Origin of the sequence: Halomonas sp. I5-271120 (assembly GCF_030553075.1) — a bacterium.
Classification (GTDB): domain Bacteria; phylum Pseudomonadota; class Gammaproteobacteria; order Pseudomonadales; family Halomonadaceae; genus Onishia; species Onishia taeanensis_A.
Window position 1 is genome coordinate 432,539 of sequence record NZ_CP130701.1, and the last position, 23,040, is coordinate 455,578.

Below are 23,040 nucleotides of genomic sequence, written 5' to 3' on the forward strand. Positions count from 1 at the left end.
TTGTAGAAAGCCATGTAGAGAACCAGGTAGAAAGCTATGCAGCGAGCGACGGAGAGAGATATGAAGATAGATCTGAAGAGAGACCTGAAGAGAGCCATGCCATGAAGGGTCGCAACATGACGCGCTGGCGGGATCCCGCCAAGGACCCGCGCCAGGAACCCAAGAGTCATCTGATCACCGCTGAGGGCCATGCTAGGCTCAAGGGCATCCTTGACCACCTGTCCCGGGTAAAGCGCCCTGCGCTCTCGACCAAGGTCGGTGAGGCGGCAGCGCTCGGCGATCGCAGCGAGAACGCCGACTACACCTACAACAAGAAGGAGTTGAACCGCGTCATCGCGCGCATCCGCTATCTGACCAAGCGGCTGGACGAGCTGCAGGTGGTGGATCGCCTGCCGGCGGATACCGGCAAGGTCTATTTCGGGGCCTTCGTCACCCTCGAGGATGAGGACGGCGAGGAGCTTGAAATCCGCATCGTCGGCCACGATGAAACCCGCAGCGACCTTCGCTGGATCAGCGTCGACGCGCCGCTGGCCAAGGCACTGCTCGGCAAATCGCTGGACGATGAAGCGACGGTAGCCGCCCCCGCCGGCCAGACCACCTATGTGATCACCGCGATCCAGTACCGCACTCCTCAGCCAAGTTAGGGCGCCCCGAGGGACGACACCCACAGCCGCTATCGTGTGCGGCTACCTTGTAACGCTCCCATCTGCTCTGTAGGTCGTACTTACACCTCGACCGGCACCTCGACCGGGTGCGTCAGTCGTCCAGGGCGTAATCGATAGTCGTGACCACGCGTATCCGCTTGATGTCCGGGGTGTAGCTGTCCAGGTCCTCGATGGAGAAATACCCCTGGCTTGCCCGGCGAATGCGCCCTACGGCGCTGCCGGCGTCGCTGGCGAACTGCTCGGCGGCACGCCGTGCGTCCTGGGTGGCATCGGCGATCATCTCCGGCTTGATGGCTTCAAGCCCGGTGAACAGGAATTCGATGCGGTACTCGTAGTTGGGTGACAGCAGCACGCCGTTGCCTACCAGAGCGCCGGTTTTGGGCATGGCAGCCTTGACCCTCGCCACCTTGGGCGTGCGCAGCAGCACGGTAGCTTCGGCGCGATAGCGTTCCTCGGGAGGCGGCTGACCGTAGCTCTCGGCCTGCAGGTCACGCACATTGGGCGGCGTGACGCTGATGTTGCCGGCATCGAAGCCTTCGGCGGTCAGGAAGTCGCGAATGCGCGCCTCAGCGGCCGCCAGTTCAGCCTGCAAAGGCCCCAGTTGGTTGCCCGTTACACTGAAATGCAGCGGCCACAAGGCAAGATCGGCGGGCAGCTCTCGCTCGGCCAGCCCCTTGACCGTCACGACACGATCGGCCTGTTTCCACACCTGGGCGGCGGCGCGAATATAACTGCCGCCCCACACCAGCCCCAGCATCAGGAGACTACCCAGAATCAGCGCACCGACGATCCGACCCATGGTCATGACAAGCACTCCCTGCAAGATAAACGGATCGTCTAAGCATGCTACCCGTTGGTTTTTTTCGCCAGATAAACCCGAAACCGCCGGTTATCGGCGAGGAGCTGGAAGCTGCCGAAGGCGGCCTCAAGAAGGTCCGGATAGGGCAGAAAAGCATTGGCGACCAGTACCAGCTGGCCGCCGGGGGCCAGATGCGCCGGCGCCTCGCGGATCAGCCGCGCCGCCGGGCCATAGTCAATGGCCCGTTCCTGGTGGAACGGCGGGTTGCTGACGATGAGATCGAAGCACCGGCCCTCGAGCCGGGAATAAACATCGCTTTCAAGCGCCTCACCGGGAAGCTGATTGGCGGCCAGGGTGCGACGTGTCGCCTCTACCGCGAAGGCGTTGACGTCCACCGCCGTGACCACAGCACCGCGACGTGCCAGCCAGGCCGCCAGGATGCCGTCGCCACAGCCCACGTCCAGCACCGAGTCTTCCGCTTCGCCCTCGCTCTGGCACTTGGCAGCGGCATCAATAGCCGGCAACACCTCCGGCAGGGTATCGAGCAGCAGCCGAGTGCCATCATCGAGCTTGCCGTGACCAAACACGCCCGGGTGGCTGGCAAGCGTTAGCCCCTCAGCCTCGAAGCGGGTCCAGGCCAGGTCCGGGTCCAGGCCGACCGGCTCGAGGTGCGTTTCGAAGAGGGTGCAGCGGCGGGCGCTGTCGCGCTTGCGACAACCAAGCCCCAGAGACGCCAGCACCTTGAGGGCACGCTTAACGCCGCCATTGTTCTCGCCGACCACCTGCAAGGGCGTGCCGGCCGGCAAGGCCTGGCAGAGCCTGAGTAGCCACCACTCTCCCAGCGCATGGCTCTTGGGCCAGAACAGCACTGCCCCGGGCGGTACATCCGGGGTCTCCTGCAAGGCCGATAGCGCCACCTTACCGCGGTTCCGCCAGGCTTCCACGACGCTGTGATCGGCAGACAGCAGGCGCCCTTCGGCTTCTTCCAGCCACGCATCCCGGGGCGGCGCCACCCACAGCCAGTCGCGGTAGTCCATGGATTGGCGTTCCAGCAGCTGGCAAACGGCGGTCTCGGCGGGCATCTGTCAGGCTCCCTGGGATTATGAAGAGGGCGATGAAGAGGGCGATGAAGAGGAGGATGAGGTAGCGTCGACGGCAGCGGCCGGCCGAGTCAGGGTGTACAGCAGGTAGCGGCCCAGACGCCAATGGGGTTCGGCATCGCAGTAGCGCCGCTCGAGCTCCACCAGCTTGGCAAGGGCGGCGGAATCGAGCTCGCGGGTCTGCAGGTAGTCATGGAAGATGCGCACCCCGGCCCGCGCCTTAATGGTAAGCCCCGCTTCGCTAGCCCAGGTCTCGATCTGGCCATTTGTCAGCGGCGAGATCGGCGTGAGGCGCTGTCGCTGGCCGGTGCCCGCGAGACGATCCGCCAGCACCTTGTCGAGATTACCTTTGACCACGTTGGAGAGTCGCAGGGCATCGCGATTGAAGACCATCAACGACAGCTGGCCGCCAGGGGCAAGTGCCTCTGCCAGTCGCATGAAGGCATCACGCGGATCGGACAGCCATTCGAGCACCGCATGACAGACGATCAGCGGCCAGGGTCCCGGTGCCAGTTCGGCAAGGTCCTGCAGCGGAGCCTGGATCAGCTCGACCTGGGTATCGGTCAGTGCTTGCCGGGCGTGTGCCAGCATCTCTCCGGACGGCTCGAGCAGAGTCACCGGGTGTCTGCGCTGGTCAAACCAGCTCGCCATCTGGCCAAGCCCTCCGCCTACGTCCAGTACCGGTTGGCCAGCGAGGTTGAGATGACGTGGTAGCAGGTGATCAAGCACGGCGAGACGAATATCGCCCCGCACGCTGCCGTAGAGCCCCGCGGAGAACTTGTCGGCCAAACCGTCAAAGTGGCGATCGCCATGCACGGACAAGTACGTCGCCAGCGGACGGGAGGGGGAGGTGGCGGCCATCTAGGCTCCGGACAGGAAGGAATCAGGCGGCCATTCTAGCCGGAAACGGCATCCGACTCACTGTCTTCAGTGACATACATGGCCCGTTTATGCCGAATACGATATGATCCGGTTATTAATAAAAAACAATGAAGAAAATAATATTTTAATATTAGCTAATAATCATCAATTATCGATCATACCCCTCACGAGTGGCCGATCGATGTTGTTTTCTTACGCCGGGAAAAACACCATTGACACAGCTTGCTACCCTGCCCGTACATCTGACCAGGCTACTGGAAATCCCCAATCTGGCGATTTCCGTGGCCGACGGCGAAGTTCATGACCCTCCCCTGATTTTCGTCAACGAGGCCTTCGAATCCCTCACCGGCTACCGCCGCGACGAGGTGATCGGGCACTCCTGTCGCTTCCTGCAGGGCGAGGATACCGATCCATCGGCCATTGAACGGCTACGCGAGTCCATCCAGCAGGGCACGCCGATCACCCTGACGCTGAAGAACCGGCGCAAGGACGGCTCCGAGTTCTGGAACGAACTATACCTGTCGACGCTATATACCGAGGGCCACCGCTACCTGGTGGGGCTCCAGCGAGATGTCAGCGAACGCGAGCAGGCCTGGAAGCATCTGGAGCTGACCCAGGCCGTATTCCGCAATACGCACGATGGCATCATGGTCACCGATGCCCGAAAACGCATCATCGACACCAACCCGGCGTTCACTCGTCTGACCGGTTATCCTCAGGAAGAGGTACTGGGCAAACGCCCCAACCTGCTGTCATCAGGCAAGCATGATTCCGGCTTCTATCAGAGCATGTTCGCGGCGGTCGAGGCGCGCGGTTTCTGGACCGGCGATATCTGGAATACCCGCAAGGACGGCAGTCAGCTGATCGAGAACACCACCATCTCGGCCATTCGCAATGACCATGGCGAAATCGTTAACTATATCGGGGTGTTCCGCGACATTACCCAGCGCCACCTCAATCAGGCGCGACTGGAACGCATGGCAAGCTACGATCCGCTGACCGGCCTGTTCAATCGCGGCCACTTCAACACCCTTCTGGAAAGGCAGCTCGAGAGCCTGGAGTTCACCCAAACCGGCCTTGCCGTCTTGTTTCTCGATCTCGACGACTTCAAGCCGATCAACGACAGCTTCGGCCATGCCAGCGGTGACGAACTCCTGATCGAGATCAGCCGACGCCTGAAGCGGCTGATGCGGGCCAACGACCTGACGGCTCGCTTCGGCGGTGACGAATTCGTGATCGCCCTGAACGGCCTGGGCACGGTCGACAAGGCGAGCAAGGTCGCTCGCAAGGTACTCGATGACGTCATCCAACCCTACGCACTCGACAACGGGGAAAGGGTCACGGTCTCGGCCTCGGTGGGGATCGCCTTCACTACCGCACACGCCACCACCAGCACGGCCCTGCTGGACGCCGCCGATGCAGCCATGTACGAGGCCAAGCAGCTGGGCAAGAACTGCATCGCCGTGGCCGATACGCAACTGAACGAGTCATTGGCCGAGGATGCCCACATGCGCATCAAGGCCGCCTTCGAGCAGGGCGAGCTCGAGCTTTATTTTCAGCCCATCCTGTCCCTGGCAACCAATGAAATCATCAGCTTCGAAGCCCTGGCACGCTGGCGCCATCCCGAGATGGGCGTGCTCGGGCCGCAGCATTTCATCGACACCATCATCCACTCTTCACTGAGCCTGCCCTTCGGCCGCTGGCTGATCGATCAGGCCGGCCAGGTGGCGAGCCGGCTGCGCGGCCACGGCCATCATGCCCTGATCGGCGTCAACCTCTCCCAGGATCAGATCGAGACAGGCGCCTTCATCGAGGCCTTGTCGGCCACCCGCCACCGCTATGATCTCAGCGCCCCCTTCCTAGTCGCCGAGGTGCTCGAATCCACGCACTTCCACGACCTGGACCTGGCCTGCAGCCTGCTCAGCGAGGCCCGGCAGCTGGGCGCGCTCGTCGCCCTGGATGACTTCGGCTCCGGTATCTCCTCGATCACCTACGCAAGCCAGCTCCCCCTGAATACCCTCAAGGTCGATCGCAGTGCAGTGATGCATGTGGACACACGCCAGGATCAACGCCAGTTCATCAGCGGCATCATCGCCATGGGGCACGCCATGCAGCGCGACGTGCTGGCCGAAGGCATCGAGACAGACGCTCAGTTGACCACCGTGCGAGAACTGGGCTGCGATCTGGTCCAGGGCTTCCTGATCGGCAAGCCGATGCCCTATCACGAACTGCATGAACGCTACCTGAGTCCTACGGCCTCGCCCCGCTACCCGCTGCGCAAGCTGTGAACCACAAGATACGGGTTTATCTCGTGCCATCAGGCGCTTATAATGCTGCACCTGACGATGCCCCCTTAGCTCAGCTGGATAGAGCAATCCCCTCCTAAGGGATAGGTCGAAGGTTCAAATCCTTCAGGGGGCGCCACTTCTGGACCTCACCGTCACCCTCCGAACGCCCGCCTTAAACATCGCAGTAATTGCCTCGCTCGCATTGCTTGCAGTGAACCCAGCGCTGTCCATCTTCGTTCTTGATCATGAATCCTGGCGTCTCGCCACCGTCTATATCGTGAATACGTTCAACGACAGGATGGCCGTAATGGTCGTTACGGCAGGTAATGCGATAGCTGCCATCGGGCAGCGGCTCGATACTGGTGTATTCATCATGCGGCATTGAAGGCCCCCTATACTGTGCGCTCTCAACACTCAGTATGGCAGGCAATGCGACGATGATGCCTGACCGGCCATTCAGCGTGGCCAATCAGGCTGATACACCGCTCTCGATAGTCTGGTTGCGGCCTTGTCGCTTGGCCTGATAGCTGGCGTCATCGGCACGAGCCAGGATCTCGTCGATCGTCGTATCAGTGACGAGGAAGCAAGCAGCACCCAGGCTCAAGGTGACACGATAGTCTTTGCCCTCCGCCGATACGCTCAGGTCTGCCACCGTCTCCAGCAGTCGCCTTGACACCGTTCTCGCCTGCGCAAGAGTGCAGCTTGGCATCAGGATGGCGAACTCGTCTCCCCCTTGGCGGGCCACATAATCATTCTTGCGTACCAGCGGTGTAATCGCGCCGGCGATGGCCCGCAGCATTTCATCACCCAGCGCATGGCCACCTTCGTCATTGATTGGCTTGAAGTGATCCAGATCGAAAATCATCAGCACAGACTGCTGCTCTCGCTGCTGCCATTCGATAAAAGCCTCTTCAAGGCGGCGCTCGAAACCTCGCCGGTTCAGCAGCCCCGTCAGGGGATCATGCTCGGCCTCCCAACGCTGTAAGGCCTCTTCTTCACGGCGCAGAGTAATATCCTTGACCGTCCCTACATGACCCAGCAACGCCTGCTGCTTGAGCACCTGGCCGACATGCACCTCAAGCCAGAGCACCTCACCATTGGTTCGCACGTAACGCACCTGGCGCAGGAAATTACGCCCGTTACGCATGGCATCGCGCCACAGATCAACGAAGTCGTTGCGATCCTCGCTGTGAATGTGACGCATCCAATAGATATCTTGGCTACTCTCTTCCTCATAGCCGATCAATTCAGCCAGCGCGGGGTTAATGTACTGCACCTCGCCGGTGGGTGACGCCACGAACATGCCCACCGGCGACGAAGCCAGCACCGCATCGAGGAAAGCCTGTCGCTCGTGAAGGCTGGCGGTAGCTTCTTCGGTCTGGCACTGAAGACGATTAAATGTCGTTGCCAGTTGACTCAGTTCACTCATTCGCGTGCGGATTTTTACCCGCTCGCGCGCTCCGCTGGCCACTTGACGAATCTGGCGCTCCAGGCGGCTCAGGGGCCTCAGCACCAGCTTCAGGAACCACCACAAGAGCGGCAGCATCAGCACGATGGTCACCAGGCCCGCCCACCAGAGTTTTCCCACCAACATACCAATCGGTGCCTGCACCTGAGACATCGGACGGGTGACCTGGACGACCCAGCCTGCACTCCAGGCCTGCGCATAGGCTCGCAGGGCCTTGGCACCATCGGCAAGCTTGCCCTCGCCGGCCCCCTGCCATCCCAGTAATGCCAGATCCAGCAGACTGTCACTACCGCCACTGCTGATACGCTGCATGACCAAGCTGTTATCAGGATGTGACAGCAAGGTGCCGGAAGAGCTGATCAAAGAGGCGTAACCATCATTGCCGATGCGAATACGCCTGAGGCTATCGAAGAAACTGCTAGTCTCGACGTTCACCGCACCGATCAGTTGACCGGTAAAGCCTCCTTTCTCATCCTCAAGAGGCACTGTCACCATCACGAACGGTTTGCCAGAGCCTTTACTTAGAAGCGGGTCGCTGACATAGGGCCTACCCACGGCACGAGCAAAACGAAAGTAGTCGCGATCCGTGACGTCGACGCCATTCAGGGTTTCAAGATAGGGATAGCTGGCGGTGATCTTGCCCTCTCGTGAGACAAGCGCCAGGCGGTCGAACAGGGCAAGCAGCGGGGGGCTCGTGATCATTGCTTCGCCAGATGCGCTCGCAAGCCGCGGACTGATTCCACCGGCAAGGCGTTCAAGCGCTTCCATACGCTGCTCAATCGAGCGATCAACCTGACGGGCGACCAGTCCGGCTTCATAGTTGAGGTGGCTGATATTGGCCTGACGAATCAGTTCACTGCCCGTCAGATAGGTAAACGCCAGCGTCGCGACGACCAATATACTCCAACCGATGCCGATCCACAGCATGAGGCGGGAATGAAGCGTGCCCAAGATTCGCATCATGCTGATTCCACCCACTAAACTCATCAATCAAGTGAGTACTTTATCATGGGAAGCATCATTTAATATTCCCCTGCCTTCTTCAACTATCTAATGACATCCATGTTGAGCCGCCGATTTCTGTGATGCCCTGAAAGGCAGGCTTCCTCAAAACCTCAGTGACATGCTTTATCGATGTCATATAAAAAGGGCCTGCCATGATGGCAGGCCCTGCGATTTCCCCGTGCATTCACCCTGATGTACGAAAGGGTAAAGCGAAGCGTATCGGCTAAACGTCAGTCAAGCTGCTTAACGCGCAGCTCGTAGTTGTTGACGCCACTCATCGCCGAGCCAAATTTCTGGCCATTGACCCAGATACGATATTGGCCGGGTTCGAGACGCGCCTCAAGATCGACATCACCGTCGAAGCCTTCACCGGCATCACGCGTCACGACGTTGCCAGCCTGATCCCGCACCTCAAGCTCGATCCGGTACGTGCCTTCATAGCCTGTCGGATAGGTCGCGGTGGTAATCGCTACGGTACCGGCCTTCTGGACTTCAAAGGACAGCACTTCGCCGCGGGCACGAATCTTCACGTCGGTGACAATTTCCTGGAACGACTGAACCTGCTCGGCTTTAGCAGGTTCAGCAGGCGCTGACGCGGCTTCAGGTGTCGCAGAAGCTTCCGGGGCCTCAGGCTGACTCGGCTGGCTAGCTGCACTGACTGCCGGCGCCGCCAGGGCGGCCACCGCATCGCTATCGTTGACGAAGGCGCTACGCTTGCCATCACGATCGACACTAGCCGTCACGCTGCCGCCATCATCCAGCGCATCGGTGCGATTGCCCTGGTCATCGAAGCCTGCCACGGTGATGAAGAAGCTGTTGCCTTGAGTGCCCTTGGAGCCATATTTCTGGCCCTCGACCCGCAGCACATAGTCGCCGGGCTCGAGGCGCTGGTGCATTTCCAGGCCACCGTTCTGACCAAGCCCCTCGCCGCGGGCGATCACGCCCCCCTGGCTATCGAGCAGGGTCGCCTTGACCCGATAGTCTTCTGACTGACCGCTCGGCACGTCACTCTCGAACAAATACTCACCGGCTTTATCGACGGTGAAGGCATGCTCGTGCACACCGTCATAGTTGAAGCTCTGGCTGCGGGCGTCGTTCTCCGGCTGGAAGAAGCCGGTCAGATCGAGCGCGCGTCCTTCCTCGCGAAAGCGCTCCTCGGCGGTACTGCCCAGGCTGGCGCTGCTTAGCAGCGTTAGGCCGAGGGCGACGAGCACCCCGCTGACAATGGACTGTTTCATGGAACCTCGCATCAAGACGAAAAAAGCCGGCCCTTTGGGCCGGCTTTCGTTATATAAGCCTGAGGCTGCGGGGTCAAACCCCAAAGGCGAAAGGCTTAGAACAGGTAGGTGATACCGGTAGCAACACCATCGTAAGCGTCTTCATTTGCGTCGTAGCTAGCGACTTCGACATAGGTATACATGGCGCTGGAGATGTTATAGGTGCCACCAACGATGACTTCGGTACGATCATCTTTACCGTCTTCGTCGTAGCTGACTTCCTGCACGGCACCGTAGACGTCGCCCATACCGTATCCATAACGCGCACTCAGGGCAGTGAAGTCGACATCATTTTTAGCGTCGCTGCCGTCATCAAACTGTTCGTACTTGGCAGCAACACGCAGCGCGCCCATGGTGTACTGAGCGGTCACACCGTACTGGTCGCCAAAATCGGATTCCGGATCAGTCGTAACATCGAAAGTATCGAGGTTGTCATAGACGGCGGCCAGAGAGAATGCGCCTGCGGTGTACTTGGCGCCACCGAAGAAAGAAGCCTTACCAGAATCGGTGGTGTTCTCAGTCTCGTTAGAGCCCTTGTACTGGGTACCAACAGCGAACTGCAGGCCACCGAAGGACGGTGAAGTGTAGGTCACCTTGTCGGTCTCACGAGCACCACCGACGTTGTTGTCGTTGGTCCGGTCGTAAGTTGAATCGGAGGCGTCGAAATATTCGTTGTTGGTGATCGGATCTTGGATCCAGTCGTCGATCAGCTGGTCGTAGGAGCCGAGACGCACGTCACCGAAGGAGCCCTTGGCACCGACGTAAGCCTGGTCGCCGGAATCGCGGCCAGCGGTCTTCATTTCGTCGGCCTTGAAGTCGTCGAATTCGAGCTTCAGGTAGCCGGTCACGTCGCTGGTGATGGCGTGCTCGGCGGCGAAGCCGAAGGTAGAGCCGTTGTCGTCGATGGCGTCTTGGGAATCACCGTTTTCATCATTGACGTTGGCGTAGACCATCTGGATGTTGCCGTACAGGTCCAGCTTGGTGCCGTCCTGGTTGTAGACGGTAGCAGCGGAGGCAGAGGCGGAAACTACCATGGCGCCGGCGATAGCAGTCGCTAAGAGTGTCTTTTTCATCGCGATAAGTCCTTTGTGTGACTAGCTTCAGGTTTCGATCGTATATGCTGCTTGATGCAGCCGGCCTTTCGGTTTTTCCCGCCTGGGCATATTGCTCAAACCCCAAGCGTCTATCCGATATTGGCCTTGTTATAATCCAATGCTCGCAGGCAAACCATATACCGGGATTTTGCGGAGTGCAACAAGAAAAAACACTGTTTTTAATCTCGATGCACAAAGTATATGGAACGCTTTCTGCTGACTGCTGTCCTCTCGCGGGTCATTCAGCGGCTCGAGGGTGGCACGCCAGTGTGACAACCCGATGACGTTCAGCGGCGCCCATCATGCACAGGGATCACGTCAACGCAAAGTCGTGCTCATCAACGCTTTATCGACTTTGCGCGGGACTTTTTTCACGGGCTCGCGTGACGTCAGCGTGAAGAGTGCTTGGCAAGCAGCGCCCCCAGCTTGCGCTCCAGGCGCTCGGCGGGCGCCTCTGACGATGAGCCGGCAACGGCCGTTTCAGATGACGCCGCAGCAACCTCTTGGCGCGGGGCGCCTTGGCGTGAAGCAGCGTTGCCGGCCGGCGCGCTTCCTAGGCCTGTCCCCCCCTGCTGGCGCCCTGGCGACTGGCGTTTTTTCCCGCCACCTATCTTGTTGGCGCCATTCTTGTCGGCACGCTTGTTATCAGCACCCTTCTTATCGACCCGCGGCTTGCCGTCAGACGACATGGCTTTGCCTGAGCGCTCTGCCTGCTGCTGAGCTCGCAGTTCCTCGAGCTTCTTGCGCGCATAGCGGGCCTCGCCTTCGGAAACGGAGCCTGCGGCCTCGCCGTCAAGCCCGGCCCGCTCGGCGCCTTCTCGCACCGCCTTGAGATAACGGGGCAGATGCACGTAGCAAGCCAGCGCGCGACGCACCAACTTTTCCGGCCAGGGCTCGCGGTCCAGCAGATCTTCGTGAATACCGACCTTCAGAGGCCGGGTGTGGCCTTTGAAAAAGGCATCCGGGTAGCGGCGGTACCATTGACTCAGAAGCGCCTGGGGGGATGGAGCCTCGCCAATCGGCAGAGAGGTCTGAGCACTCCCATCGTCGGCTTGCGCATCGCCAACTTGGGCAGGTGCGTCGACTTCTTCTGCGGCTGGCTCTTGCTTTGAGGGAAAAGTGTCGGAGACGTCAGGAGCACCGCCAGATGAAGCAGCTCGACCAAGTGTCGCATGAAAGACCGGCGAGGGCGCCTCTTCTTGGAAGGCCGGCTCCTGGAAAGCCGCTTCCTGTGAAGGTGGTTCTTGGGGCGCCGGTCGAACGCGGTGGGAAAGCAAGGCGGCCAACCCCTGGCTGCGGGGGTGCGCATGGCCATCGGCGGTGTGCGGTGCTCGCGCAAACTTCTCTTCCAACTCGCGACACTTGGCCTCAAGCGCCTGGTGCTTGAGGGCTAACTCATGGTGCTGCTGTTCCAGCTCGTGAGCCTGGCGCTCAAGCTCATGGCTGTAATCTTCGAGCTCACGATTGCGAGCTTCGAGCCGGCGATTTTGCTCCCGAAGCGCCGCCACCCGGCCTCGCGCGCTCGCCAACTCGTTGGCCTGGGCTGTGGCACAGGCTTCAAGCGTCGCCAGCAAGGTGGCGGTACGTTCATTGTTCAAGGCATGCCCCTCCATGCGCGGCTCACGGTAATGGGCCAGTTCACTTGACCCGACCAGAGAGGCCGTATGCCGGCCGCTCGAAGGCGGACCTGGAAAACCCGGCCCGACGCTGACCAGGGCCACTCTGGGCAAGTGTGTGCCACCCTGGCCTTTCTGACAAACGATGCTGGGCTAGACGACAAGCCGATGCACGCGTTCTCACAGCTAATCGTCAGGCTCTGCCATGCCAGCCTTACAACGACAATGCCCGCGCTGGCAGGTGCTGACACTGAACGGCAGCGCTAGACGCGCCGATACTCGCAGAAGGCATAGGCCGGCTGCCCTTCTGCAGGCGTGCCCTCGACAGCCTGCTCCCGCCGCCACGAAGGCCCTTCGAACTCGGGAAAGAAGGCGTCGCCCTCGAGAATGATATCGACTTCGGTCAGGTAGAGCCGACTGGCGTACGGCAGAGCCTGAGCATAGATCTGGGCGCCGCCCATCACCATGATTTCCTCAACGCCATCGATGATCGCCTGCTGGTCGGCGAGGTCCAGGGCACTGGCCAGGTCATGACAGATACTCAACCCCGGATGCTCAAAGGTCGGATCGCGGGTAACCACGATATTGCGCCGCCCCGGCAGCGGCCGGCCGATCGACTCGAAGGTCTTGCGGCCCATGACCAGCGGCTTGCCCTGGGTCATGGCCTTGAAGAACTTGAGATCCTCGGGCAGGTACCAGGGCAGCTGGTTATCGACTCCGATCACCCGATTACGGGACATGGCAGCGATCATCGCAACCGGCACCACGGTCTCGATGGGTTCTATCGCCTCTCTGACGTCACGCGTGCTCGTATCGCTCATACCGCCACCTTGGCCTTGATATGGGGGTGCGCCTCATAGCCGTCGATACGAATGTCTTCGAAGCGGAAGGCGAACAGGTCATCGATCTCTGGGTTGAGCCATAAGGTGGGAGCAGCCAAGGGCGTGCGGGAAAGCTGCAGCTCGGCCTGTTCCAGATGATTCGAATACAGGTGGGCATCCCCCAGGGTATGCACGAACTCTCCCGGCGCCAGGCCGCAGACCTGGGCCATCATCTGCGTCAGCAGAGCGTAGCTGGCGATATTGAAAGGTACGCCCAGGAAAATATCGGCGCTGCGCTGATAGAGCTGGCAGGACAGGCGACCGTTGCTGACATAAAACTGGAACAGCGCATGGCAGGGTGGCAGGGCCATCTCGTCGACCAGCGCCGGGTTCCAGGCGGAGACGATCAGGCGCCGCGAGTCCGGATTGTGCTTGATCTGCTCGATCACCTTGGCGATCTGATCGACGTGCCCGCCCTGGGGGTGCGGCCAGCTGCGCCATTGATAGCCATAGACCGGGCCCAGGTCGCCGTTCTCATCGGCCCACTCATCCCATATCCGCACGCCGTTTTCTTTCAGATAGGCGATATTGGTGTCGCCGGCCAGGAACCACAAGAGCTCATGAATGATCGAGCGTAAATGCAGTTTCTTGGTGGTCAGCAGCGGGAAGCCGCGGGCCAGATCGAAGCGCATCTGGTGGCCGAATACGCTCCTGGTTCCAACGCCGGTGCGATCATGCTTGATAGCGCCATGTTCGAGCACATGGCGCATCAGATCCAGGTAGGGTTGCTCAAGCGCCAAGGCGGCGCCAGCTGTCTCATGGGTGTCGTCTGACATCGCGGTATCGCCGAGGGTTGTGACAAAAGGCGTAGTGTACTGAGTCAGCGAATCAGCCGCCAACCCCAGGGCAAGCAGCCTCGCCAGAATGAAGCACCTTCGCGGCTGCACCTAGGTTAAGGCGCACGCCACTCAGGCGCTCGCCGGCTCGGTCTGGCGGGCATCATCCACTGGGCGATGGCGTGACCACAGCATCAGCAGTCCACCGGCCAGAATCATCGGCAGCGACAACAGCATGCCCATGGTCAGCCAGTTCCAGGCAATGAAGCCCAACTGGGGGTCGGGCAGACGCACGAATTCGATCAGGAAACGGAAACAGCCATAACAGACCAGGAACAGTCCCGACACCAGGCCGCGACGACGTGGGGTCGCTGACACCCACCACAGAATGGCGAACAGAACCGCCCCCTCGAGAACGGCCTCGTAGAGAGACGAGGGGTGACGAGGGGCCGGCCCCATGCCGGGAAAAGGCATCCCCCAAGGAAGGTCGGTCAACCGACCGGGGAGTTCGGTATTGATGAAGTTCCCGATGCGCCCAGCGCCCAGGCCAATCGGTACCAGCGGTGCCACAAAATCGGTCAGCTGGAAAAAGGCCAATTGATGCTTGCGAGCAAACAGCAGTGCCGCCACCAGCACGCCAAGCAGCCCACCGTGGAAGCTCATGCCGCCGTCCCAGACCTGAAACAGCCACAGCGGATCGGCGAGCAGGCGGTCGAGCCCATAAAAGAAGGCATACCCCAGCCGACCACCCACAACGACGCCGATGGCGGCATAGAAGATCAGATCACCCACATCATCGCCAGAGAGCCCTACCCGGCTGGCGCGACGGCGGCCTAACCACCAGGCGGCAATAAAGCCAATCACATACATCAGGCCGTACCAGTGAACCTTGAAAGGACCAAGGGCGATGGCTACCGGGTCGATCGTGGGGTAATTCAGCATCTTGCATCCAGATGTATTGAAGTAATGGGAAATCAGAACAAGCGTGGGGAGTGAATAGCAACCTCAGCCAGGGGCTCGACCCAGCCCCGGCAACCAGTGCCAGATCATCTTGACCAGCGCCTGCGGACGATAGGGCTTGGCCAGGTGGTCGTCCATGCCGACTGACCTGAAGTTCGCGCAGTCAGCCTCGCTGGCATTTGCCGTCAGGGCAATCAATACACTCCGTTCACTCTCACCGCTCTCGGTCTCACGTAACGCCTCACGGGCTCGCCAGCGGCGGCTGGTTTCCAGACCATCAAGCGTAGGCATGTAGATATCCATGAACACCAGATCGTAGAACTGCTCTGCTGCAAGCGTCAGCGCCTGCTCACCACTTTCGGCCACGTCGACGTCGAACCCTTCGGCCTCGAGGACATTGCGCGCCAGCATGCTGTTGACCGGACCGTCATCGACGACCAGCACCTTGGGCCAGTAAGGCGCCCTGTCACTTTTTTCAGCAGGTTCCGCAGGCTGGCCAAGCAACTCGGGCATTGGCTCGGAGAGGCTTGTCACCAATGCAGTAATATCGGCCAGTCGTTCACGCAGACGCTCCTGCCCGGGAGGCGCGGCATCGTCGGTAAAATACTGGCTGAGTTCCTGGACCAGGGGCTCGAGCTCACGCTGCAGTAGGCTCATGTAAGTCGACTTGAGTCGCGAGTCTTCTCGCGCGCGATCGCGAGCCTGGATCAACTGGCCGGCATAATCCGGTGCATTGTCCAGCGGATCTAGGATGCCCAGTTCATGGTCATGACGATCGCGCAATGACAGCATGCGCAGCCCATGCCAGCCGCCCTTGCTATCATGCAGCCGAACCTTGCTCCACTCGGCACCGGGATCGTCGCAGCGAAGCATGCACTGAGCGCTCAGCCCCTTGAGATCCGCCTTGCTGCAGCCCATCAGTTGCTCAAAGGCCGTGTTGGCATCTACCACCACATCATTGCGCATCATGAAGGCCGGCACCGACAGGCCTGCCAGCATCTGCTCGAGCTGAGGCCGCTCGGTCAATCGACTCAGCAAGGTATCAAGGCTGTCGAGCAGGGATTCCAATCGCGTCACAGGGCTGCCCGTCTGGGCATCTCCCAGATGCACGCGCTTGGGCTTGAGCCAGCTGGGCAGCTCCTTCTGGACTTCGCGCAGCAGCCTTTCGAGGCGTTCGTAGGGCACGCCGAGATGGGTTTCCCAGCGCTGCAGACGATGACGAACCATGACGAGGAAGATGCTGACGATCAGCCCGGTGCCGACCAGCATCACCAGCATCAGCACCGCCAGTGCCAGCGACGCGCTTTGCACCGAGAGTGATGCCCGCCATATCATGACCCAGGCCACGGCGCACAGCGTCACCAGTGATGCTTCGGCCAGCAGCAAAGGCCATAGCACCGGCCATATCAGCCGCTGCCACAGGCTATCTGGGCGCGTTTCCACTCGCATTGACTGCCTTTTCGGTTCGTCGGTCGAAGATAGGGGGAGTGTACGTGGCTGTGGGAACCCTGTCATGAAACCGATTGCCGCTGTCGGCAATCGCCTACATACAATGCATGCCTCTTATCATCTATTGCCTCTCTGCCAAGCACCGCTACGGTTAGGGTGAAGACAAGCGCATGGGCAGAAAAAGATACCAGGATAGCCACACGGGCATCGGACTTTGCGGCTTCGGCGTCGCAGGGTAAGGTAGCGCAATGTGCCTGATCGCTTTCGACTACCGACCCCATGCCTCTGCCTGGTTGCACCTGGTGGCCAACCGCGATGAATCCTTTGCGCGACCCAGTGCGCCCTTAGGGGCATGGCCCGAGGAGCCGGACATCATCGGTGGCCGCGACCTGGTCGCTGGTGGCAGCTGGTTCGCCGTGCACCGCCGGGGACGCTTTGCTGCCGTAACCAATGTCCGCGATCCCGCCATCGAGTCTCCACCCGACGGCCCCAGCCGAGGACATCTGGTACCCGAGGCGCTGAAGACTGACGACCTCTCGGGTTGGCTCAATGCCCTGGCGAGCAGCGAGGCCTATCGTTACGCCGGTTTTAACCTGTTAGTAGGCGATCACTCAGGCCTCTGGCATCTGCACCGCGGTCGGGGCGCCATTCAGCTAAACCGGCTGACCGCAGGCCTTCACGGCCTCTCCAATGCAAGACTCGACACGCCCTGGCCCAAGCTTACCCTTGCGCGCCAGGGGCTGGCCGACAGCCTCCTCGACGGCGACTGGCCACAATCGGCGCTGGCAGTAATGCACCAGCAATGCCTCGACATCGGCGATCAGGCACTGCCCGACACCGGGGTCGGCCTCACCCTGGAGCGCCAGCTGGCGCCGCCCTTCATTCTTGGCGAGACCTATGGCACCCGTGCCACCACTTGGCTGGAATGGCACCAGAACGGACACCTCGAGCTCAGCGAGCGCCGCTTTGGCCCGAACGCCAGCAACCTCGGCGAGACACATCTTTCGCTCTCGACAGAGCACTGGGACAGAACGCTGCAGGCGTAACCTCTCGCCGCCTTTGCCGGGCTCGTCGCTTGGTTGCGCTGCTCTGTCAGGCCGCGCAACTGAGGGCGTCTTCGCCCACTCGATAAACCGGCCTAGTCTCTGGGCGGGAGCAGGTGTGCAAGCTGCCACTCACCCAGGCGGACATTGAGGTGGATGCGCACCGCCGAAGGCGTCGACAGCGACAGGGTTTCCTTGACCAGTCCGCGGGCCGCCGGCAACGTCACGCGGCGAATGGCGGCTCGCACACGCGGTAAGCTGGGGGCATTCATCGACAGGGTATCGAAGCCCATGCCCATCAACAGCAGTGCACCGGCCGGATCCCCGGCCAGCTCGCCACAGACCGACGTCGGCACCCCAAGCGCCGAGGCTTCATCGGCCAGACGCGCTAGTGCGGACAAGACTCCTGGATGGCAAGGATCATAGAGCTCGGCCACCCGCGGGTTGTTGCGATCCACCGCCAGCAGGTACTGGGTCAGGTCATTGCTGCCGACCGAGAAGAAATCGACACGTTCGGCCAGCGCCTCGAGCTGAAAGAGCGTGGCCGGCACTTCGATCATCACGCCAATCTGCGGGCGTTCGATCAGCATGCCATCTTCTTCTAGCTCGGCCTGGGCTCGGTCGATCAGGCGCAGAGCACTGTCGACCTCCTCGACGTTGGTGATCATCGGCAGCAGGATCTGCAGGTTATCCAGGCCATGAGATGCCCGCAGCATGGCGCGCAGCTGGACCATCAACACCTCGGGGTGATCCAGCGTCACTCGGATGCCGCGCCAACCAAGGAAGGGGTTGGCCTCCTCGATGGGGAAATAGGGCAAGTCCTTGTCGCCGCCGATATCCAGGGTGCGCATCACCACCGGCAACGGCGCGAAGCTCTCGAGCTGGTCGCGATACAGCCGAGTCTGCTCCTGCTCACCGGGGAAGCGCTCGGTGATCATGAACGGCACTTCGGTACGATAGAGCCCCACCCCGCTGACACGTGGTTTGAGTGACGCTACCGCGTCCACGGCCAGACCAGTGTTGACCATCAGCTTCATGACATGAGCATCAGGCGTTTCGCTGGGCAGGTCCTGCTCGTGTTCGAGCACCTCGGCCAGAGCCTCTTCCTCGGCGATCAGGTTCTGATAGTGCCGGCCGAGCTCCTCGGCGGGACGCACGAACAGCCGGCCACGGTGCCCATCAAGTATCACCGGCGCGCCGTTGAGGCGCGTCAGCGGCAGATCGACCATGCCGAGCACTGTCGGCACGCCCATCGCCCGGGCCAGGATCGCCACATGCGAGGTACTGGAGCCGCGGATCGATACCAGGCCGGCGAGCTTGCCGCGAGGAACCTCGCCCAGAGTCGCCACGCTGATCTCGTCGCCGACCAGGATGGTACGCTCGGGATAGGTGGAGGGAGTGGACGCGCTTTCTTCCTGAAGGTGTGCCAGCACACGCCGCCCCAGATCGCGTACGTCGGCGGCGCGCTCACGCAGGTAGTTATCGTCGACTCGCTCAAGGTACTGCACATGGCGGCGCACCACGTCGGCCAGAGCGCCGGGCGCCCACTGCCCTTCGCGGATGCGCTTCTCGACCTCCTGCCCGAGCGCCGCCTCGCTGAGCATTTGCTGATAGACCTCGAACAACGCCAGCTCCTGAGCACTGATCCGGCTAGCCAGGCGTTCGCCAGTGGCACGCAGTTCATCACGCACCTTGAGAATCGCCTCCTTGAGCCTGGCGATCTCGTAGTCGATATCGGTAGGAATCAGGTCAGGAACGCTGTCCAGGTCGGCGGGAGGGGCAATCACCACGGCGTCACCGATCGCCATGCCTGGCGAAGCGGCAACCCCGGTGAACATGGCCTGACCGTCGGCCCTCACCGGACGGCTCAAGGCGCCGGTGGCCAGCGCATGGGCCAGCACCCCGCCGAGCTGGGCCGCCATGGTCACCAGGAAAGCCTCATCGCCCTCGTCGTAGCGCCGCTTGTCCTGCTGCTGCACGACCAGCACGCCAAGCATGCGGCGCTGATGGATGATCGGCACGCCGAGGAAACTCGAAAAGCGCTCTTCGCCGGTTTCTTCGAAGTAGCGAAAATGCGGATGTGCCGGGGCATCTTCCAGGTTGAGAGGCTCCTCGCGCTGACCGACAAGCCCTACCAGGCCTTCGCCCAGGGGCATGCTGACCTGCTTCACGGCACGCGAATGCAGGCCAATGGTCTCCATCAGCACCAGGCGCTCCAGCTCGACGTCGTAAAGATAGAAAGAACAGACGTCGGTGCGCATGGCCTTGCGGATGCGACGCACCATGGTCGAGAGCGCGGCATCGAGATTGCGCGCCTCGTTGACCTCTTGGACGATACGACGTAGCACGTCGAGCATGAGCGTTCTTCTTGTCATTGTCGGTTTGAATTGCAGCCGGTTTGAATGTCGGCGCCCGGCCCGGGGTCAGTCGCCCCCCAGAGCCAGTCGCTGTGCGCGGGGGGCCAACTCGCGCAGGGCGCGGCGATAGACCTCTCGCTTGAAGGGCACCACTTGCCCCAGGGGATACCAGTAGCTCACCCATCGCCAACCATCGAACTCAGGCTTGGGGGTGGTATCCATGCAGACCCGACTGTCGGTACAGCGGATCCTCAGCAAAAACCACTTCTGTTTCTGGCCGATGCATACCGGCCGTGAATGGGTTCGTATCATGCGTCGTGGCAGACGGTAGCGCAGCCACCCTCGGGTACAGGCGAGCAGTTCGACATCGGCTTCGGTGAGGCCGATCTCTTCTTCCAGCTCCCGGTACAGGGCCTGTTGCGGTGTCTCGTTGGCCTGGATGCCTCCCTGGGGAAACTGCCACGCATTCTGTCCTACCCGACGCGCCCAAAGCAGCTGGCCCTCGTGGTTGGCAATGATAATGCCAACATTGGGGCGAAAGCCGTCAGCGTCGATCACGGACATCACCTTATGAATCCAATATTGAAGCCATTCTTCCACAAAGCTGGAAAGGGCATCAATACACTTCACAGCGCCCGCCTGCAGCGGTGTTCAATGCCGAACCACTCTGCAATAATCCGCCTCTGATTCAGCTGCCTCCCGGCGACAGGTATATGCCCTGCGGCGCAAGCCCTTTTGGCGCAAACCCTGTCGTCCATCGCCAACACTACAAGGAGTGTGCCTTGAGCCTGGCCATCTTCGATCTCGACAACACCCTGATCGGCATCGACAGCGATCATGCCTGGGGAGAGTTCCTGCTCGAACAGGGCGCAGTCGACCCGATTGCCTACCGGGAGGCCAACGAACGTTTCATGCGCGACTACGAGAACGGCACGCTCGACATGCATGCCTTCCTTGAAGTCGCCCTCAAGCCGTTGGCCGAGAACACCCCCGAGCAACTGGCCGCCTGGCACCAGCAGTTCATGGCCAGCAAAATCGAGCCAGCCATACTGACGCGTGGCGAAGAACTAGTGGCACGCCACCGTACGCGGGGTGACACCCTGCTGATCATTACGGCAACCAATCGCTTCATCACCGGCCCCATCGCCGAGCGACTGGGTATCGATAACCTGATTGCCGTCGAGCCAGAAATTCACGACGGGCGCTACACCGGCCGTGTAACCGGCACGCCAAGCTATCGAGAAGGTAAGGTCGTGCGCCTTGAGCAGTGGCTCGAGGGGCGCGGCGTGACCATGGACGGCGCCTGGTTCTATAGCGACTCTCATAACGATCTGCCGCTGCTGGAACAGGTCGACCATCCGGTTGCCGTCGACCCCGACCCCAAGCTGCGCCAGCACGCCCTGGATCAGGGCTGGCGCCTCATCAGCCTGCGCTGACTCCCCCGGCGCCCCAAGGCGCGTCATTCCGCTCACGTCCATACCGCCCTGCTCGGCCATGCTTCTACTCAGTGGCCAAGCAGGGTGTTGTTGTCTGCGAACAGGCACGCAAGAAGGTCAAGCCCCGCATCGCCCCGGCCGGCACTTGCTCCCACCCTCCCGCCAGGCTTCCTTAGCCCCTGCCCAGCTTCAGATGGCACAAACCGGCATGGCATTTCGACATTTCATGGCTATGATGAATTTTATCCATTGGTGCAACGCAGCAAATATTACCAGCCGCGCCATCCGGACAACTCTTTGATTTTTATACAATAAACGACACCCTACGAACCCAAGGAATTCCTTATGGGGTTCCCCTTCAGCATAAAGTCGAGCTTTGGGATGGATTTTATTTGTCTACGAAGACGCTATAATGCGCGCAGATACTTCATGTCGACCCTGCAGACGACAGCGCCTCGCCTGCAGGCTCAGGGCCTCCGAGACTGTCTCGGAGGGTTCGTCCCGCACCAAGACAAGCGAGAGACCCCATGACTACCCCGACCTACGATGTGCTGATTGTCGGAGGCGGCGTTTCCGGCACCGCCCTGCTATATGAACTGGCCCGTTACACTGACCTCAAGGCCGTCGGTCTGGTCGAGAAGTACGATCATGTGGCGATCGTCAACTCCCATGGTCGCAACAACAGCCAGACCATTCACTGTGGCGACATCGAAACCAATTACACCCTCGACAAGGCCAAAGTGACCAAGCGGACCGCCGGCATGGTGATCAATTTCGCCACCAAGCTGACCCCGGTTAAGCGCGACAAGGTCGTCTACAAGTATCCGAAGATGGTGCTGGGCGTGGGCGACCGCGAAGTCGACTTCCTGCGCAACCGCTTCACCAAGTTCTCCGAACTCTTCCCCAACATGAGGCTGCTCGAGCGCGACGACATCGCCGAGCTCGAGCCCAAGCTGGTGGAAGGCCGTCGCCCGGAAGAGCCGATCGTGGCCATGGGCTCTACCGGCGAATATACCGCGGTCAACTACACCACCCTTTCCGAAGCCTTCGTTGAAGAAGGCCAGAAGGCCGCCGACGAGAAGGGCATGGACTTCGACGTGCACCTCTCGACCGCCGTCGAGAAGGTCCATCAGGAAGGGGATCTCTTCAAGATAGAGACGCCCAACAAGGGCACCCTCACGGCCCGCTACGTGGTGGTAAGCGCCGGCGGCCACTCGCTATTGTTCGCCCATCAGATGGGCTATGGCCTGGACAAGTCCTGCCTGCCGATGGCCGGCTCCTTCTACTTCACGCCCAAGGTGCTCAACGGCAAGGTCTACACCGTCCAGAACGAGAACCTGCCCTTCGCCGCCGTGCACGGCGACCCGGATGTACTGGTCGAGAACAAGACCCGCTTCGGCCCTACCGCCCTGATGCTGCCGCTGCTCGAGCGCTACAACGGCAAGACGTTCATCGAGTTTCTGAAGGTGCTGCGCCTGGATCAGAACGTGGTCAAGGCTTTGTGGGACCTGCTCAAGGTGCGCGACATTCGCAACTACATCTTCAAGAACTTCATGTTCGAAGTGCCGGTGCTGCGCGAGCGCCTGTTCCTCAAGGACGTGAAGAAGATCGTGCCGAGCCTGACCGTCAAGGACGTCAGCTTCGCCAAGGGCTTCGGCGGCGTTCGCCCGCAGCTGATCGACAAGGAAAAGCAGAAGCTGGTCATGGGCGAGGCCAAGATCAACCCGGGTACCGGCATCGTCTTCAACATGACACCGTCTCCCGGTGGCACCAGCTGCCTTGGCAACGCGGAGAAAGACATGTTCCTGGCTCAGGAATTCCTCGGCTTCAACATCGACACCGAGGCCTTCGAACGTGACCTGCTGACCGGCGAAGTGCCGTTGACTGAGCTGGAGCGCCCCGAGGCCACGTCGCTGATGTAATCTCACTGTCCATGACACAAGG

At 60.9% G+C, this 23,040-nt stretch carries 19 protein-coding genes and 1 tRNA gene; 6 read left to right on the forward strand and 14 right to left on the reverse strand.

Annotated elements, in window-relative coordinates:
• The first annotated feature begins 101 nt into the window (after nucleotides 1–101).
• Nucleotides 102–644, forward strand: a complete 543-nt coding sequence (greB, locus tag Q2K57_RS01915) for a transcription elongation factor GreB (RefSeq protein WP_304525982.1) — start codon at nucleotides 102–104, stop codon at nucleotides 642–644.
• Between the two features lie 112 nt (nucleotides 645–756).
• Here the strand turns inward: greB and Q2K57_RS01920 are convergent, their stop codons facing one another.
• From Q2K57_RS01920 to Q2K57_RS01930, 3 genes are read right to left on the reverse strand one after another with little or no spacing between them, the layout of a single operon-like run.
• Nucleotides 757–1,470 (reverse strand): SIMPL domain-containing protein, encoded by a 714-nt coding sequence (locus Q2K57_RS01920; RefSeq protein ID WP_304525983.1) that lies wholly within the window; start codon nucleotides 1,468–1,470, stop codon nucleotides 757–759.
• Nucleotides 1,471–1,511: 41 nt separating this feature from the next.
• Nucleotides 1,512–2,546 (reverse strand): methyltransferase, encoded by a 1,035-nt coding sequence (locus Q2K57_RS01925; RefSeq protein ID WP_304525984.1) that lies wholly within the window; start codon nucleotides 2,544–2,546, stop codon nucleotides 1,512–1,514.
• Between the two features lie 18 nt (nucleotides 2,547–2,564).
• A complete protein-coding gene (locus tag Q2K57_RS01930) occupies nucleotides 2,565–3,425 on the reverse strand; it encodes a methyltransferase domain-containing protein (protein ID WP_304525985.1) in 861 nt (286 codons plus the stop codon).
• A 233-nt stretch (nucleotides 3,426–3,658) separates the two neighbouring features.
• Between Q2K57_RS01930 and Q2K57_RS01935 the strand changes: the two genes are divergently transcribed.
• A complete protein-coding gene (locus Q2K57_RS01935) occupies nucleotides 3,659–5,734 on the forward strand; it encodes a bifunctional diguanylate cyclase/phosphodiesterase (protein WP_304525986.1) in 2,076 nt (691 codons plus the stop codon).
• Nucleotides 5,735–5,793: 59 nt separating this feature from the next.
• Nucleotides 5,794–5,870: transfer RNA gene (locus tag Q2K57_RS01940), tRNA-Arg, on the forward strand.
• Between the two features lie 36 nt (nucleotides 5,871–5,906).
• Here Q2K57_RS01940 and Q2K57_RS01945 read toward each other — a convergent pair.
• From Q2K57_RS01945 to Q2K57_RS01985, 9 genes are all read right to left on the reverse strand, one after another.
• The gene (locus Q2K57_RS01945) at nucleotides 5,907–6,116 is read right to left on the reverse strand and encodes a hypothetical protein (protein WP_304525987.1); all 210 of its coding nucleotides are present in this window, start codon (nucleotides 6,114–6,116) and stop codon (nucleotides 5,907–5,909) included.
• Between the two features lie 87 nt (nucleotides 6,117–6,203).
• On the reverse strand, nucleotides 6,204–8,165 hold the full coding sequence (locus tag Q2K57_RS01950; RefSeq protein WP_304525988.1) for a diguanylate cyclase domain-containing protein: 1,962 nt from the start codon (nucleotides 8,163–8,165) through the stop codon (nucleotides 6,204–6,206).
• Nucleotides 8,166–8,437: 272 nt separating this feature from the next.
• Nucleotides 8,438–9,445, reverse strand: coding sequence for a hypothetical protein (locus Q2K57_RS01955; protein WP_304525989.1), 1,008 nt, complete (start codon nucleotides 9,443–9,445; stop codon nucleotides 8,438–8,440).
• Nucleotides 9,446–9,540: 95 nt separating this feature from the next.
• Nucleotides 9,541–10,557, reverse strand: coding sequence for a porin (locus Q2K57_RS01960; protein ID WP_304525990.1), 1,017 nt, complete (start codon nucleotides 10,555–10,557; stop codon nucleotides 9,541–9,543).
• Nucleotides 10,558–10,967: 410 nt separating this feature from the next.
• Nucleotides 10,968–12,176 carry a ProQ/FINO family protein gene (locus Q2K57_RS01965; RefSeq protein ID WP_304525991.1) on the reverse strand — a complete coding sequence of 403 codons (1,209 nt, stop codon included), beginning with the start codon at nucleotides 12,174–12,176 and terminating at the stop codon, nucleotides 10,968–10,970.
• A 281-nt stretch (nucleotides 12,177–12,457) separates the two neighbouring features.
• Complete coding sequence (locus Q2K57_RS01970; RefSeq protein WP_304525992.1) at nucleotides 12,458–13,015, reverse strand: dihydrofolate reductase; 558 nt, start codon at nucleotides 13,013–13,015, stop codon at nucleotides 12,458–12,460.
• The gene (locus Q2K57_RS01975; protein ID WP_304525993.1) at nucleotides 13,012–13,851 is read right to left on the reverse strand and encodes a thymidylate synthase; all 840 of its coding nucleotides are present in this window, start codon (nucleotides 13,849–13,851) and stop codon (nucleotides 13,012–13,014) included. The genes Q2K57_RS01970 and Q2K57_RS01975 overlap by 4 nt, the downstream gene beginning before the upstream one ends.
• Nucleotides 13,852–13,983: 132 nt before the next feature.
• On the reverse strand, nucleotides 13,984–14,793 hold the full coding sequence (lgt, locus tag Q2K57_RS01980; protein WP_304525994.1) for a prolipoprotein diacylglyceryl transferase: 810 nt from the start codon (nucleotides 14,791–14,793) through the stop codon (nucleotides 13,984–13,986).
• A 63-nt stretch (nucleotides 14,794–14,856) separates the two neighbouring features.
• On the reverse strand, nucleotides 14,857–16,260 hold the full coding sequence (locus Q2K57_RS01985; protein WP_304525995.1) for a response regulator: 1,404 nt from the start codon (nucleotides 16,258–16,260) through the stop codon (nucleotides 14,857–14,859).
• A 248-nt stretch (nucleotides 16,261–16,508) separates the two neighbouring features.
• On the opposite strand from Q2K57_RS01985, the gene Q2K57_RS01990 reads away from it, so the two are divergent.
• Nucleotides 16,509–17,306: an NRDE family protein gene (locus tag Q2K57_RS01990; protein WP_304525996.1), complete on the forward strand. Its 798-nt coding sequence runs from the start codon at nucleotides 16,509–16,511 to the stop codon at nucleotides 17,304–17,306.
• Nucleotides 17,307–17,398: 92 nt separating this feature from the next.
• Here the strand turns inward: Q2K57_RS01990 and ptsP are convergent, their stop codons facing one another.
• Together ptsP and Q2K57_RS02000 are read right to left on the reverse strand one after the other, a co-directional pair.
• A complete protein-coding gene (ptsP, locus tag Q2K57_RS01995) occupies nucleotides 17,399–19,660 on the reverse strand; it encodes a phosphoenolpyruvate--protein phosphotransferase (RefSeq protein ID WP_304525997.1) in 2,262 nt (753 codons plus the stop codon).
• Nucleotides 19,661–19,726: 66 nt separating this feature from the next.
• A complete protein-coding gene (locus Q2K57_RS02000; protein WP_092522785.1) occupies nucleotides 19,727–20,218 on the reverse strand; it encodes an RNA pyrophosphohydrolase in 492 nt (163 codons plus the stop codon).
• Between the two features lie 224 nt (nucleotides 20,219–20,442).
• Here Q2K57_RS02000 and Q2K57_RS02005 point away from each other — a divergent pair, with 224 nt between their 5' ends.
• Nucleotides 20,443–21,096 (forward strand): HAD family phosphatase, encoded by a 654-nt coding sequence (locus tag Q2K57_RS02005; RefSeq protein WP_304525998.1) that lies wholly within the window; start codon nucleotides 20,443–20,445, stop codon nucleotides 21,094–21,096.
• Between the two features lie 527 nt (nucleotides 21,097–21,623).
• On the forward strand, nucleotides 21,624–23,018 hold the full coding sequence (locus tag Q2K57_RS02010) for an FAD-dependent oxidoreductase (protein WP_112054696.1): 1,395 nt from the start codon (nucleotides 21,624–21,626) through the stop codon (nucleotides 23,016–23,018).
• Nucleotides 23,019–23,040: the final 22 nt, after the last annotated feature.